Source organism: Rubrivirga sp. SAORIC476, from assembly GCF_002283555.1.
Lineage (GTDB): Bacteria > Bacteroidota > Rhodothermia > Rhodothermales > Rubricoccaceae > Rubrivirga.
In genome coordinates this window covers 1,579,307-1,593,455 of the sequence record NZ_MVOI01000003.1, presented here as the reverse complement: position 1 = coordinate 1,593,455, position 14,149 = coordinate 1,579,307, and the positions used below count along the sequence as shown (strand labels likewise).

The 14,149-nt window shown below is 72.4% G+C and carries 12 protein-coding genes; 11 read left to right on the top strand and 1 reads right to left on the bottom strand.

Annotation, left to right across the window (positions count from 1 at the left end; all coding sequences use genetic code 11):
• The first annotated feature begins 7 nt into the window (after positions 1 to 7).
• From B1759_RS08520 to B1759_RS08505, 4 genes are all read left to right on the top strand, one after another.
• On the top strand, positions 8 to 550 hold the full coding sequence (locus B1759_RS08520) for a hypothetical protein (protein WP_095514584.1): 543 nt from the start codon (positions 8 to 10) through the stop codon (positions 548 to 550).
• A 191-nt stretch (positions 551 to 741) separates the two neighbouring features.
• Positions 742 to 1,980, top strand: a complete 1,239-nt coding sequence (gene hutI / locus B1759_RS08515) for an imidazolonepropionase (RefSeq protein ID WP_095514583.1) — start codon at positions 742 to 744, stop codon at positions 1,978 to 1,980.
• Positions 1,977 to 2,852, top strand: coding sequence for a formimidoylglutamase (locus B1759_RS08510; protein ID WP_095514582.1), 876 nt, complete (start codon positions 1,977 to 1,979; stop codon positions 2,850 to 2,852). Before hutI ends, B1759_RS08510 begins: the two co-directional genes overlap by 4 nt.
• 567 nt (positions 2,853 to 3,419) lie before the next feature.
• On the top strand, positions 3,420 to 4,646 hold the full coding sequence (locus B1759_RS08505) for a DUF819 domain-containing protein (protein ID WP_095514581.1): 1,227 nt from the start codon (positions 3,420 to 3,422) through the stop codon (positions 4,644 to 4,646).
• A 33-nt stretch (positions 4,647 to 4,679) separates the two neighbouring features.
• On the opposite strand, the gene B1759_RS08500 is transcribed toward B1759_RS08505, so the two are convergent.
• A complete protein-coding gene (locus B1759_RS08500; RefSeq protein ID WP_095514580.1) occupies positions 4,680 to 5,351 on the bottom strand; it encodes a LexA family transcriptional regulator in 672 nt (223 codons plus the stop codon).
• 265 nt (positions 5,352 to 5,616) lie between these two features.
• On the opposite strand from B1759_RS08500, the gene mraZ reads away from it, so the two are divergent.
• The 7 genes from mraZ (at position 5,617) to murD (ending at position 14,133) form a co-directional block, all read left to right on the top strand.
• The gene (mraZ, locus tag B1759_RS08495; protein ID WP_095514579.1) at positions 5,617 to 6,075 is read left to right on the top strand and encodes a division/cell wall cluster transcriptional repressor MraZ; all 459 of its coding nucleotides are present in this window, start codon (positions 5,617 to 5,619) and stop codon (positions 6,073 to 6,075) included.
• Between the two features lie 52 nt (positions 6,076 to 6,127).
• A complete protein-coding gene (gene rsmH / locus B1759_RS08490; RefSeq protein WP_095514578.1) occupies positions 6,128 to 7,225 on the top strand; it encodes a 16S rRNA (cytosine(1402)-N(4))-methyltransferase RsmH in 1,098 nt (365 codons plus the stop codon).
• Between the two features lie 80 nt (positions 7,226 to 7,305).
• Positions 7,306 to 7,797, top strand: coding sequence for a hypothetical protein (locus B1759_RS08485; protein ID WP_095514577.1), 492 nt, complete (start codon positions 7,306 to 7,308; stop codon positions 7,795 to 7,797).
• Entirely contained in the window at positions 7,798 to 9,948 is a 2,151-nt protein-coding gene (locus B1759_RS08480; protein WP_198948793.1) for a penicillin-binding transpeptidase domain-containing protein, read from the top strand.
• The gene (locus tag B1759_RS08475) at positions 9,945 to 11,507 is read left to right on the top strand and encodes a UDP-N-acetylmuramoyl-L-alanyl-D-glutamate--2,6-diaminopimelate ligase (protein ID WP_095514576.1); all 1,563 of its coding nucleotides are present in this window, start codon (positions 9,945 to 9,947) and stop codon (positions 11,505 to 11,507) included. The genes B1759_RS08480 and B1759_RS08475 overlap by 4 nt, the downstream gene beginning before the upstream one ends.
• The gene (mraY, locus tag B1759_RS08470; RefSeq protein ID WP_095514575.1) at positions 11,507 to 12,664 is read left to right on the top strand and encodes a phospho-N-acetylmuramoyl-pentapeptide-transferase; all 1,158 of its coding nucleotides are present in this window, start codon (positions 11,507 to 11,509) and stop codon (positions 12,662 to 12,664) included. The genes B1759_RS08475 and mraY overlap by 1 nt, the downstream gene beginning before the upstream one ends.
• Positions 12,661 to 14,133 carry a UDP-N-acetylmuramoyl-L-alanine--D-glutamate ligase gene (gene murD, locus B1759_RS08465; RefSeq protein ID WP_095514574.1) on the top strand — a complete coding sequence of 491 codons (1,473 nt, stop codon included), beginning with the start codon at positions 12,661 to 12,663 and terminating at the stop codon, positions 14,131 to 14,133. Before mraY ends, murD begins: the two co-directional genes overlap by 4 nt.
• The last annotated feature ends 16 nt before the right edge of the window (positions 14,134 to 14,149 follow it).

The window sequence follows — 14,149 nt, the reverse complement described above, 5'->3', positions numbered from 1 at the left end:
CCTCCCCATGCGACTCCTCCTCCTGTCCCTGATCCTCGGCAGCTGCACCGGCTCCGTCCAGAGCGCCGGCCCGACCGTCGCCGGTGAGGTGACCGCGGTCGACCTCTCGCCGATGGCCTACGACGGCAACGCGACCGTCGACGTCCGCACCGCGGCGGGCGAGACCGTCCGGGTGGCCGTCCCGGCGCGGACCAACCTGTGCCAGGCCCAGGGCCTCGGGGTGCTGGGCGAGATCGCCGTCGGCGACCGGGTCGAGGTGCAGGGCGAGCGCTCCGCCGAGGGCGTCGTGACGCCGTGCCTGGAGGCGACCCACTACCTCCGCGTGGTCGAGCGGGCCAACCCGGCCAGCCGGACGGTGCGCGGCGTCTACGAGGCCGGTTTCGAGCGGTCCGCCTTCCGCCCCTGCGACCAGCCCGACGTGGTCTGGTGGCTCGTGCAGGACGAGGCCTTCGCCGACCGTTTCGCCGCGATCCGCCAGGCCGAAGCGCCCGACGGCGGCCGCGGTCTGCGCCTGTTCGTCGAGGCGACCGTCGTCGGCGACCTCGCCTAGGGCACTGAGTTCGGCCACCTCGGCGACTACGAGCACCAGCTGACCGTCACCGAGACGCGCGACATGGTCTACCTCGGCCGCGACCTCGACACCCCGCCTGCCTGCCGCTGAGCGCACGGCACCACTTGGTAGGGGGCCATCGCGATCCGCCCCTACGGGACGGCACGACATCCGCTCCGCAGACCTCGCCCATGACCGTCCTCACCGACATCGGCCAGCTGGCCACCTGCCCGCCCGACGCCCCTGACGCCGGGCTCATCCCCGACGCCGCGCTCGTCTGGGACGCGGGCCGCATCGTCTGGGCCGGCCCCGAGGCCGACCTCCCCGACACGTTCGCCGACGCCGACCGTCAGTCGGCCGACGGGCGCCTCGTGATTCCGGGCCTCGTCGACTGCCACACGCACCTCGCCTTTGCGGGCGACCGCGCCGACGAGTTCGTCGAGCGCATCAAGGGCACGCCCTATCTGGAGGTCGCGCGCCGGGGCGGCGGCATTCAGAAGACCGTCCGGGCCACTCGCGCCGCCTCCGACGCCGACCTGGAGGCGGCCGCCCGCGAGCGGCTCGCCGCGATGGCCCGGCAGGGCGTCACGACGGTCGAGGCCAAGACCGGCTACGGCCTCACCTTCGCCGACGAACTCCGCGTCTTGCGCCTCTACCGGCGCCTGGGGGAGGAGGGACCCCAGCGCATCGTCGCCACGCTGCTCGCCGCCCACATCGTCCCTCCGGAGTACGCCGACGACCGCGCCGCCTACGTCCGCCTGATCGTGGACGAGATGCTGCCCGCCGTCGCCAACGAGGGGCTGGCCGACTTCGTAGACGTGTTCGTCGAGGAGACGGCCTTCACCGCCTTCGAGGCGTGGACGATCTTCGCCGCCGCGCACGCCTACGGCCTGGGCGCCAAGCTCCACGCCGACCAGCTCAGCGACGGCGACGGCGCCGCGCTCGCCGCCGAAGTCGGCGCCGCCTCCGCCGACCACCTCGAGTGCGTCTCGCCCGACGGCATCCGGGCGCTCGCCGAGGCGGGCGTGGTGGCGGTCAGCCTGCCCATCGCGACCCTCGTGCTCGGCCAAGAGCCGCTGCCCGCCCGCGCGCTGCTGGACGCGGGCGTCCGCGTGGCCGTCGCCACCGACCTCAACCCCGGCTCCGCGCCGTCCGCCAGCCTGGGCCTTGCGCTGTGGCTCGCCTGCACGCGCCAGCGGATGACCCCCGAGGAGGCCTTGCGCGGCGCCACCGCCGAGGCCGCCCATTCCCTCCGCCTCGCCGACGGCACCGGCTCCCTCACCCCCGGCAGCCCGGCCGACGTTGCCCTCGTCGACGCCCCCTCTCTGGACGCGTGGCTCTCCACCTGGCGCGCGGAGCCCGTCCGTCGCACCGTGATCGCCGGCGAGACGGTGTGGGAGCGGAGGGACGGCAGCGGGACGGAGGGATGACGGACCGCCGCCTCCGCGACTGGCTGACCCACGCGCCCCTCACCGACGCCACCCGCGTCGCTCTCCTCGGCTTCCCGTCCGACGAAGGCGTGCGGCGCAACGGGGGGCGCCCCGGCGCTGCAGGTGGGCCCGCGGCGATCCGCGAGGCGCTGTTCACGATGACGCCCGACGCCCGCCACCCCGCGCCGTTCGTCGAGGTGCTGAACCACACCGCCGACCTCGGCGACGTGGAGGTCACTGGCGACCTGGAGGCGGACCAGCAGCGCCTCGGCGAGACCGTGGCCGACCTGCTGGCGCGCGGAGTCGTCCCCATCCTCCTGGGCGGCGGGCACGAGACGGCCTATGGCCACTTCCTCGGGTACGTCGGCCAGGGGAAGCCCGTCCACGCCCTCAACTGGGATGCCCACGCCGACGTGCGGCCGCTCAAGAATGGGCAGGCCCACTCCGGCTCGCCGTTTCGGCAGATGCTCGACCACCCGTCGGGGCTGTGCACCGGCTACACCGTCGCCGGGCTCCTCCCGTGGCGCGTCGCCGCCGACCACGCCCGCGTCCCCACCGAGGGGGTCTGGGCCGAGGACCTCACCGCCGACCGCGCCGACCGGCTCGTGGCCTCCCTCGACGGCCCCACCCTCGCCACCTTCGACCTCGACGCCGTCGACGCGGCCCCCGGCGTCAGTGCGCCCGGCGTGGGCGGCCTGCCCGTGGCGGTCTGGCTGCGCGCCGCCGAGGCCTGCGGGCGCTCCCCGCACGTCCGCTCCGTCGACGTGGTGGAACTGAACCCGCTCCTCGACCTCGACGGACGCAGCGCTGTCCTGGCGGCCCTCACCGTCTGGCACATCCTGCGCGGGGTCGCCCGCCGAGAGACGGGATGATGCGCAGGGAGGGCTAGGCGTGGGATGGACCCGGCAGAGACGCTCGCCCCAGCCCTCCATCGTCCCGACTCCTACAGTGGGACCCGTCCGCACTTCGCCGAGCGCGTGCGAGCCGACTCGGTCCACGAGCGTGGCTTCCTGTCGCTCCGGTGCTTTCCTGACGGCCGCCACCGGACACCCCGCCTCGGGCCCGAGGCGGACCCAGCCAGACCCGCGTCGCGAGCCGCCACCCGTGAGACCCGCTCCTACCGCCCGTAGACGCCACCCGACGCCCTCTTGCGACCATCCAGCAGTTCGTTCCGGCCACTCTACGAGGTAGAGCCGCCGTCGTACCACTCGTAGTGTCCATCTGACGAGATGCAGCGGTCGTTCCACGGTCTGAAAGAGCCGTCTTGCACCCCGTAGCGGCCGTCTCACGGTCTAGAGCGGCCGTCTCACGGTCTAGAGCGGCTGTCTCACGGTCTAGAGCGGCTGTCTCACGCCGGAGCGCGCGCGTGCCCCCTCCGGGCTTCCCCCGAGCCCCCGAGGCGGGCCCGGCTATCTTCGCGGCTCCCCTCCCGCGCCCGCATGGACACCACCGGCCCCGCCGCCCTCATCACCGACCCGCTCCAGACGGCCGCCCTGCTGGCGTCGGTGCTGGCCGCCGTCTTCGCGCTCGCCCGCGTGCCCGCGCTGAAGCGCGTGTTCGACATCATCCCGCCGGTGATCTGGGCCTACTTCGTGCCGATGGTGCTCACCACGCTCGGCGTGACCCAGGCCTACGTGCCCGAGACCGCCACCTCGGCCGAGTACATCAACCCGGCCTACACCACCTTCGGGACCGTCCTCCTCCCGATGGCGCTGTTCCTGCTCATGCTCACCATCGACCTGCGCGCGATCCTGAGCATGGGGCGGCTGGCGCTCATCATGCTGGTCGTCGGCACGCTCGGCATCGTCATCGGAGCGCCCATCGCGTTCCTGCTCGTCGGGCGGCTGATCGGCGAGCCCGAGACGTGGCAGCAGCTCGCCGCCCTGAGCGGGAGCTGGATCGGCGGGACGGCCAACATGGTCGCGATCCAGGAGAGCGTCGGCCTGCGCGACCTCGGCCCCGTCATCGTCGTCGACACCGTCGTCGGCTACGGCTGGATGGCCATCCTCCTCTTCCTGTCCAACTACCAGGACCGGTTCAACGCCTGGGTCGGCGCCGACACCTCGGCGATGGACCGCGTCAACGCGACCCTCCAGGAGATCGACACCACCCGTCGGCCGATCGCCATTGACACCGGCGCCATCATCATCGGCCTGGGCATCGGCGCGGCCGTGCTGGCGCGCACCCTCGGCGGCGCCATGCCCAGCCTGGGCGACCCCACCATCATCTCCGGCGGCACCTGGGCCGTCCTGATCGCCGTCACCGCCGGGCTCGCGCTCTCCTTCACCCGGATGCGCAACCTCGAGGCCGACGGCGCCAGCCGCATCGGCTACGTCGCGCTCTACCTCCTGCTGACCTCCATCGGTGCCCAGGGCGACCTCGGCGCCGTCCAGGAAGCCCCGCTGCTCCTGCTCACCGGCGTCGTCTGGCTGGCCGTCCACATCGGGCTGCTGTTCCTCGCCGCCAAGCTCCTCAAGGCCCCGCTGTTCTTCGTCGCGACCGGCTCGATGGCCAACGTCGGCGGCGCCGCCTCGGCGCCCATCGTGGCGAGCGTCTACCACCCCGCGATGGCGCCGGTCGGCCTGCTGATGGCCGTCGCCGGGTACGTGCTCGGCATCTACGCCGCCCTCGGCTGCGCCTGGATGCTCGGAGCGCTGGGCGGATGACCGCGCGCGACGTGGGCCGGTCCACGTCGCACGTCACCCGAGCGTCCGCAGGAGCACCAGCGCCCGGCCGATGACGAAGAACTCCGGGTCGTCCGGCCGGGCCGACTCGTCGGCGTACGTCCGGTCGGCCGCGCGGAAGTGGAGCCGCTTGTCCGCGTACTCGAAGCGCCGGATCACGACGCGGTCGTAGAAGAACACCGCCGCCATCGCGCCATTGGGGATGTCCTTCCAGCTCATCTCCTCGACCACCACCGTGTCGCCCTTGCGGACGCCCGCGCCGTTCATCCCGTCGTCGCTCGCGGTCACCCCCAGGCAGTCGTCCAGGTCGGCGTCGTCGGGCAGCAGCTTCGGGTCGAGGAGCAGCGGCTTGCGCGAGCGCGGCAGCGGGTGGTCGGCCGTCTCGGACGTCATCACCCGAGCGCGCTTCCCGACGCCCTCCTTCAGCTTCAGCATCATCACGCCCGGCGGCTCGTCGTCGGCGAGCGCCACCTCGTCGACGATCTCGATGCCGCGCGCCTCGTGCTTCGTCCGCACGATGTAGCCCTTCGCCTCCAGCACCGAGAGCATCTTGAAGACCCCGTTGGTGGAGCGGATGTCGAGGTGCGCCCCGATCTCCTTGAGGGTCGGCGGCTTCCCGTTTCGGCGGACGTACGTCCGCAGGAACTCGTAGACTTGGTTCTGGCGTTCGGTGAGACGCTCGCGCATGGGGGAAAGCCGGGGGAGGGGGGGAGGAACAAGGTAGGTGAAATCATTTTCACCTGGGGGGCAAAGGGGGTGAAACCATTTTCACTTTGGGCTCAAAGTCGGTGGATGTCCGACTGGAGGGCGTGGGTAAAGGGGGACTTATCCACAAAAACGGGCCAATTCGGCCCTTTTTGAGGGGCAGGGGTACTTTGGGGGAGCAGTGGGGAAAAGTGGGGAATCGCCCCCGCAGCCTGGCGGCCCCTTCTGCGCAACCCAACTCCCGGCCATGGCCGGCTTCAAAGGACAAGCGGAGAACACCATCGACGGGAAGGGCCGACTGCCCGTCCCGGCGAAGATGCGGCGGGAGCTCACCCCCGACGCCAAGTCCACCTTTGTCGCTACGCGAGGCGTCGAGCAGTGCATCCTCCTCTACCCGCTCGACGAGTGGGAGGTCATCGAGGAGCGCATCCGGGAGAAGAACCAGTTCGTGACCGCCAACCGTGGCTTCGTCCGCACGCTCCTCCGCTGGGCCGACGAACTCACGCTCGACGCCCAGGGCCGCATCGCGCTGCCGAAGCCGCTGCTCAAGTTCGCCGGGCTCGAGCCGGGCCAGAAGGTCAGCGTCCTCGGCATCATGGACCGCCTGGAGGTCTGGAACACGGAGACGCTCGACGCCCACGAAGACGACCAGGAAGAGTCCTACGAATCGCTCGCCGAGCGAGTGATGGGTGAGGATGGGATCTGACCCCCCGGAGATCCCGCTCGCCCCCCTGTCCATGCCCGCCGCACTCCCCTCCATGACCCGCTCTCGCCGCCCACGCCGCGCCGATCGCCCCGACGTCTCGAACGTCGGGGTCGGCTCCGACGTGGGCGCCGGCGGCGCGACAGGGGACGGCGGGGTGGATGCCCGGACCGGGAGCGACGCGCTCCGCTACGCGACGCCGTACCACGCGCCGGTGCTCGCCACCGAGACGCTCGACCTGCTGGTCACCGACCCGGACGGACTCTACGTCGACGGGACGCTCGGTGGCGGTGGGCACTCGGCCGCGTTGCTCGACGTGCTCGGGCCGGATGCGCTGGTGATCGGCGTCGACCAGGACCCCGAGGCGCTCGCCACCGCCCGCGAGCGCCTGGCCGACGCCGAGGCCGCCGGCCGGTTCGTCGCACTGAAGGGAAACTTCGGCGACCTCGACAGCCTGCTCGCGCGGTCCGGCTACGGCCCCGCGCACGGCCGCCCCGCAGCGGGTGTGTTGCTCGACCTCGGCGTCAGCAGCCACCAGCTCGACGAGGGCGCGCGCGGCTTCGCCTACGGACAGGACGGTCCGCTGGACATGCGGATGGGCGACAAGGGGGAGACCGCCGCCGCCCTCATCGCCCGCCTCCGCGCCGACGACCTGGCGGACGTGATCTATCAGTACGGCGAGGAGCGCCGCTCGCGCGCCATTGCCCGCGCCATCAAGGCCGCCGCTCCCACGACCACCGCCGCGCTCGCCGACGTGGTCCGCCAGTCCGTCCCCACGCGCGACGAGCTGAAGACGCTCGCCCGCGTCTTCCAGGCCCTCCGCATCGCCGTCAACGGCGAGATGGAGGTGCTGGAGCGCGCGCTGCCCGCCGCTCTCGACGTGCTCGCCGAGGGCGGCCGCCTGGCCGTCATCGCCTACCACAGCCTGGAGGACCGCCGCGCCAAGCAGTTCCTCCGCACCGGCCGCTTCACGGCGCAGGTCGAGAAGGACTCCTTCGGCAACCCGCTCACCCCGTGGCGGGCCGTCACCCGCCGTCCCGTCGTGGCGACGGACGCGGAGACGGCTGCCAACCCTCGCGCCCGGAGCGCTCGCCTCCGCGTCGCCGCAAAGCACTCCCTCACCGAGCCCCCCGAGCGACACCCAGGAGCGTGAGCGGCTCGCGCGGCGGTTTTCGAGCCGCCGGTCACGCCGCCCCCGCCCCCGGGCCTCGCCCTCCTTCGCCTCCCACCACGATGCCCTCGACCAAGACGAAGCCGTCCACGACGAGCACGCGCCGGACGCCCACCAAGCGTCAGGCGGCGGCGAAGGCACGGACGGGAACGACGCTGCCCGGCTGGACCGACCTCCCGGCCTCGCCGCCGTCGAAGCTGGCGGGCGGGACGAAGCGGGCCCGGGCTGGTGCCAAGAAGGCCAGCACCGAGGCCGCCAAGAAGGTCCGCCGCGCCCGGCCCCTCGACGCCGTCCCCAGCCTCCGCTTCGGAATCACGACGCTGCTCGTCTGCCTCGTGATCACGCTCTTCCTCGGCCACGCCTACGCCACGCGCGCCACGCTGGACGCCCTCCAGGACGCCCGGCGCGACAACGAGCGTCTCCGCCTGACCCACCAGCGCCTCCAGGGCGACGTCGACCGGATGACGGGCCCTCGCGCCGTCCTCGGCCGGGCCGCCAGCCTCGGCCTGGAAGAAGGCGTCGCCTACGGCCCCACCATCCGACTGGGTGAATGAGTGAGGGGGCTCGCCCTCCCCACTCTCGATCCCTCACTGCTCACCCTCCACCTTTTTACCCGCCCGGTCATCGCCGCTCGCGACTCCATTCTCACCCGGCTCTACGTCGTCTTCGTGGTGCTCCTGGCTCTCCCGATCCTCGTGGTCGGGAAGCTGGTGCAGATCCACATGAGCGAGGGCGAGGAGCTGCGTGCGCAGGGCGAGCGCCAGTCGGAGAGCGTGATCGAGCTGGCCGCGCAGCGGGGCGCCATCCTCGACCGGCGCGGGCGGGCGCTCGTCGTCAACACGGCGCGGTACGAGGTCGCGGCCGACCCCACGGTGGCGGGCTTCGAGGCGCGGGCGAGCGAGCTGTACACGCTCCTCGGGCGGCTGACGGGCACGAGCGCCGAGTACTACCGGACGCGCGTCGCCGACCGGTCCAGCCGGCAGTACGTGGTGCTGGTGCGCGACCTCGACGAGGCGGCCAAGGAGGCCCTCGATGCGGGCGACTTCCGCGGGCTGATCGTGAGCGGTTCGTACCGGCGGCGCTACAACTACGGGACGCGCGCGGCGCACGTGCTCGGCCACGTCACCCGTGACCTCGACGGCGTCGCCGGGCTGGAGATGACGCTGGACGACGCCCTCCAGGGCACGCCCGGCCGCCAGGCCGTCCAGCGCGACCGCCGTGGCGTCGTCCGCGCCGTGGTCGGCGGGACGCGCGTGGAGCCGCAGCACGGCGACAACGTGGTGCTGACCATCGACCTCGTGCGGCAGGCCATCCTGGAGGAGGAACTGGCCCGCGGCGTCGCCGAGGCGGGCGCTGCGTGGGGCACGGCCGTCGCCCTCGACCCCCACTCGGGCGCCATCCTCGCGATGGCCAACGTGCCCACCTACGATCCCAACCGCGCAGGCGCGTACTCGGACGCCGCCCGCCGCAACCACGCCGTCGTGGACCGCATCGAGCCCGGCTCGACGTTCAAGCTCGTCACCGCCATCGCGGCGCTGGAGAGCGGCGCCGTCGCGCCGGACGACGTGTTCGACACCGGCGAGGGCTGGCGCGTCTTCCACGGGCGGACGGTGCAGGACGCCCACGGCTACGGCCGGATCACGTTCGCGCAGGCCATCGCCAAGTCGTCCAACATCGCGATGGCCGAGGCGGCCGAGCGGATCGGGGCGGGGCCGCTCTACCAGGCCGCCCGCGACCTCGGCTTCGGCCAGCCAACCTTCGTGGACATGCCGGGCGAGGTCGCCGGGTCGCTCCGCAAGCCCGAGGACTGGAGCGGCGCCACGCTGACCTCCATGAGCCGCGGCTACGGCGTCGAGGTGACCCCGCTTCAACTCGCCGTCGCCTACAGCGCCCTCGCCAACGGCGGCCTGCTCGTCCGCCCCTACGTCGTCGACCAGCGGCGCGACCCGACGACCGGGCGCGTGCTCTGGGCGGTCCAGCCGGACTCGGTCCGCCGCGCCTTCCGCGAGGACACGGCTCGGCGCCTGATGCCCTTCTTCGAGGACGTGGTCAGCCCCGAGGGCACGGCGCCGCTGGCGCGCGTCGCCGGGCTGCGCGTGGCGGGCAAGACGGGCACCGCCCAGCGCGCCGTCGGCGGCGGCTACTCGCGGACGTACCGCTCCTCGTTCGTCGGCATGTTCCCCGTCGAGAACCCGGAGGTCGTGCTCGCCATCGTGCTGGACAACCCGACCAACGGCTACGGTGGCGGCACCGTCGCCGCGCCCATCTTCGGCGCGACGGCGCGGCGCTGGATCGGCACGTTCCCGACCATCGCCGAGCGCGTGGCGCCCTCCGGTACCATCGCCGCGCGGACCGTCGGCCGCGTGCCGCGCGTGGACGGGATGCCGGGCACGCTGGCGGCGCAGCTCGTCCGCGCCGAGGGCTTCCGCGTCCGCTACGACGACGACCTGCCGTGGCAGCCCGTCTCGATGCACGACGACCGGGACTCGCTGGACCTGCACGACACCCTCCGCCTCGACGAGGCCGAGGACGCGGCGGCGCGGATGCCCGACCTGCGGGGCCGGAGCGTCCGGCAGGCGGTCGCGTGGCTGCGGATGCTCGGCGTCGACACGCGCGTGCAGGGGCACGGCACCGTCCGCGTGCAGTCGGTAGCCGCCGGGCGCCCGCTGCCCACCTCCGTGTCGCTCACCGCCCGGGCCCGATGAGCGCACTCCACCCCCTGCTCCCGACGGTCCACGTCGCCCCGAGACCCCTCGCGGACCTCGTGGACGGGCTGCGAGTAAGCGGTCTGCTCGCGGATGACGCCGTCGGCCCGACCGACATGCTGATCAGCGGCGTGACCCTCGACAGCCGCGAGGCTGCAGAGGGCGTGGTGTTCGCCGCCGTTCGGCCCGATACCCACACTGGCCGCGACGGCCACGACTTCGTCGACGACGCGCTCGCGCGCGGCGCCTCGGCCGCTCTCGTCTCCGAGAGCTGGCTGGCCGCGCACTCGTCGGCACCGGAACCCTTGGGGAAGGGTGAGCGCCTCCCCGGCGCGGCTTTCGTTCCGACGACGGATCCGAGAGCCGCGCTGGCGGAGGTTGCGGGGCACGTCTACGGACGCCCCGGCGACGCGCTCGCTCTCCTCGGCGTGACCGGCACGAACGGCAAGACGACGACCGTCTTCCTGCTCCACCACCTGCTGACCGCGCTCGGCCAGACCGCCGGGCTCGTCGGCACGGTCGAGAACCGGATCGGCACGGAGCGCTACGCGACCCAGTTCACGACGCCCGAGGCGCCCGCGCTGCAGCGGCTCCTCCGCGCAATGGTCGAGGGCGGCTGCTCGCATGCGGCCATGGAGGTGTCCAGCCACGGGCTCGCGCTCGACCGCGTCGGCGGGCTGGCCTTCGACGTGGCCGTGTTCACCAACCTGACCCAGGACCACCTCGACTACCACCGGACGTTCGCCGAGTACGAGGGCGCCAAGAAGCGCCTCTTCGACGGCCTCTCCGAAGGCGCGGTCGCCATCGTCAACGCCGACGACCCGGTGTCCGCGCGGATGACGGCCGACACGGCCGCGCGCGTGGTCACCTACGGCACGAGCCCCGACGCCGACGTGCGCGTGGAGGTGGTCGAGAACGCCGTCGACGGCCTGACCCTCCGCCTCGGGGGCACCGAGCGCCGCTACCAGATGGCGGGCCGCTTCAACGCACTCAACCTGGCCGCAGCCTACGCGGCGGGCGTCGCTCTCGGCTTCCCCGAGGCCGACGTGCTGGACGCGCTCGCGGCAGCGCCCGGCGTCCCTGGCCGCTTCGAGACGGTCCGCGAGGGCGGCGTGCTCGGGGTGGTCGACTACGCCCACACGCCGGACGCGCTCGACAACGTGCTCGCCACCGCCCGCGAGATCGTGCCCGCGGGCAACCAGCTCTGGGCCGTCTTCGGCTGCGGGGGCGACCGCGACGCGGGCAAGCGCCCCCAGATGGCGGCCATCGCCGAGGCCCGCGCCGACCGCGTGGTGATCACCTCCGACAACCCGCGCACCGAAGACCCGGACGCCATCCTCGACGACGTCGCCGTCGGCCTGGCGGATGCCGCCGCCGCGGACCGGATCGCAGACCGCGCCGAGGCCATCGCCTTCGCCGCCGCACACGCTGCCTCGGGCGACGTGATCGTGGTGGCCGGCAAGGGCCACGAGACCTACCAGATCGTCGGCACCGAGCGCCGCGACTTCGACGACCGTGCCGTCCTCCGCGACGCCCTCACCTCCCGCGTCGCCGCATAATGCTCTACCTCCTCTTCGAATGGATCGAGCGGACCTTCGCTCCGCCCGGCTTCCAGGTCTTCCAGTTCTCGACCGTCCGCGCCGGCTTGGCGGCGGGCACGGCGCTGCTGGTGGCGCTGTTCGCGGGCAAGAAGATCATCCGCTACCTGCGCACCAAGCAGATCGGCGAGACGGTCCGCGAGGGCGAGAACGCGGGCGTCGTCAGCCACGCGCACAAGAAGGGCACGCCCACGATGGGCGGCGTCATCCTGCTGCTCGCGCTGGCGTCGGGCGTCCTCCTCTGGGCCGACCTCCGCAACGCCTACGTCTGGATCGCGCTCGGCGCGACCCTCTGGATGGGTGCGTTCGGCTTCGCCGACGACTACATCAAGGTGGTCAAGAAGGACAAGGACGGCATCGCGCCCAAGGTCAAGCTCGCGGGTCAGCTCTCGCTGGGGGCCCTGGTGGCGCTCCTGATCGTGTTCGTGCTCCCCGCGGATGGCTACTCGGACACGTTCACGTCGCTCCCGCTCGTGCCGGACGGCGGCATCGACTACGACTTCCTCTCGCCGCTCGTGGGCGTCGAGGTGGGCTGGCTGATCTACATCCCCGTCATCACGTTCATCCTGACCGGCGTGTCGAACGCGGTCAACCTGACCGACGGGCTGGACGGGCTCACGGCGGGCACGGGCGCCTTCGCGACGCTCGCCATCGTGGCGATGGCCTACGTGACGGGCAACGTCAACCTGGCCGACTTCGTGAACGACGTCTACCTGCCGGGCACGAGCGAGCTGGTCATCTTCGGCGCGGCGCTGTCGGCGGCGTGCTTCGGGTTCCTGTGGTACAACGGCCACCCGGCGCAGGTCTTCATGGGCGACACCGGGAGCCTCGCCCTCGGCGCGGCGATCGGGACGCTGGCGATCCTGATCAAGAAGGAGCTCTACCTGCCCATCGTGGGCGCCATCTTCTTCGCCGAGACGCTGTCGGTGATCATCCAGACGGGCTACTTCAAGTACACCCGGAAGAAGTACGGCGAGGGGCGCCGGGTCTTCCGGATGGCGCCGCTGCACCACCACTACGAGGCGCTGGGCGTCCACGAGTCGAAGATCGTGATCCGGTTCTGGATCGTGACCGCGCTGCTGTCCATCCTGGCCCTCTTCCTGTTCCGCATCCGATGAGCGCCGCCGAGCTCCGTCTCCCGCCGGTTCTGCCCGAGGCGCCCGCCTCGGCGGAGGCGCTGCGCGCGGCCGTGCCCGGTGCGCGGGTGACCGTCGTCGGAGGCGCACGGTCCGGCCTGTCCGTCGCCCGCCTGCTGGCCCGCCACGGCGCGCACGTCTTCCTGACCGACCACGGCGCGGCCGAAGCGGGCGTGGCCGACGCGCTGGCCCGCGACGGCGTGGAGAGCGAGTTCGGCGGCCACACCGCGCGGGCGCTCGACTGCGACTGGGTGGTGCTCAGCCCCGGCGTGCCGACCACGAGCCCTCTCGTCCAGAGCGCGCTGCAGCAGAAGCGGCCGGTGTATGCCGAGATCGAGGTCGCGAGCTGGTTCTGCCCCGGCCCCATCGTGGCGGTCACCGGCTCCAACGGCAAGACGACCACCACGTCGCTGATCGCCCACGTCTGCGCCACCGACGGCCGCGCGCACGTCGTCGCCGGCAACATCGGCACCGCCTTCTCCGACTTCGTCGACGATCTCGACGAGGACACGGTCGTGGTGCTGGAGGTGTCCAGCTTCCAGCTCGACCACATCGTCACGTTCCGTCCGCACGTGGCGGTCCTGCTCAACATCACACCCGACCACCTCGACCGCTACGACCACGACCTGTCGCGGTACGCGGCGGCCAAGTTTCGCCTCTTCGCCAACTCCCAGCCGGGCGACTGGCTGGTCTACAACCAGGACGACCCGCTCGTCCGCGAGCACGTCCAGCATCTGTCCGCCGAGCGCGGGCTCGTCCCCGTCGCCTTCTCGGTGACCGACGAGCCCGCGCCCGGTGCGTTCGTACGCGACGGCCATCTCGTCCTGGACCTTCCCGCTATCGGCACCCCTCCCGGTGCGTCCCCCCCCATGATCCGTTCCGAGGACTTTATGCCCACGTCTGACCTCGCGCTCCGCGGGCGCCACAACCTCTACAACTCCCTCGCCTCGGCCATCGTGGCCCGCGCGGTCGAGATCCGGAGCGACGTCGTCCGGGAGAGCCTCACGTCCTTCGAGGGCGTGCCGCACCGCCTGGAGACCGTCCGCACGGTCGGCGGCGTCGCGTTCGTCAACGACTCGAAGGCGACCAACGTGAACGCGGTCTGGTACGCGCTGGAGAGCTTCCCGTCCACCGACGGCCCCAGCGTGGTGCTGATCGCGGGCGGGCGCGACAAGGGCAACGACTACGAGCCGCTCCAGCGCCTAGTGGCGGAGAAGGTCAAGGGCATCGTCGCCATCGGGGAGGGCGCCGAGGCCGTCGAGCAGGACCTCGGGCCGCACACCGCCCGCGTCGCCCGCGCCGACTCCATGCAGGAGGCCATCCAGTACGCCCAGCTCATGGCCGAGGCGGGCGACACGGTCCTCCTCAGCCCCGCCTGCGCCTCGTTCGACATGTTCGAGAACTACGAGGACCGCGGCGACACCTTCAAGCGCCTCGTCCACGCGCTCTGACTCCTCCCGCCTCGGT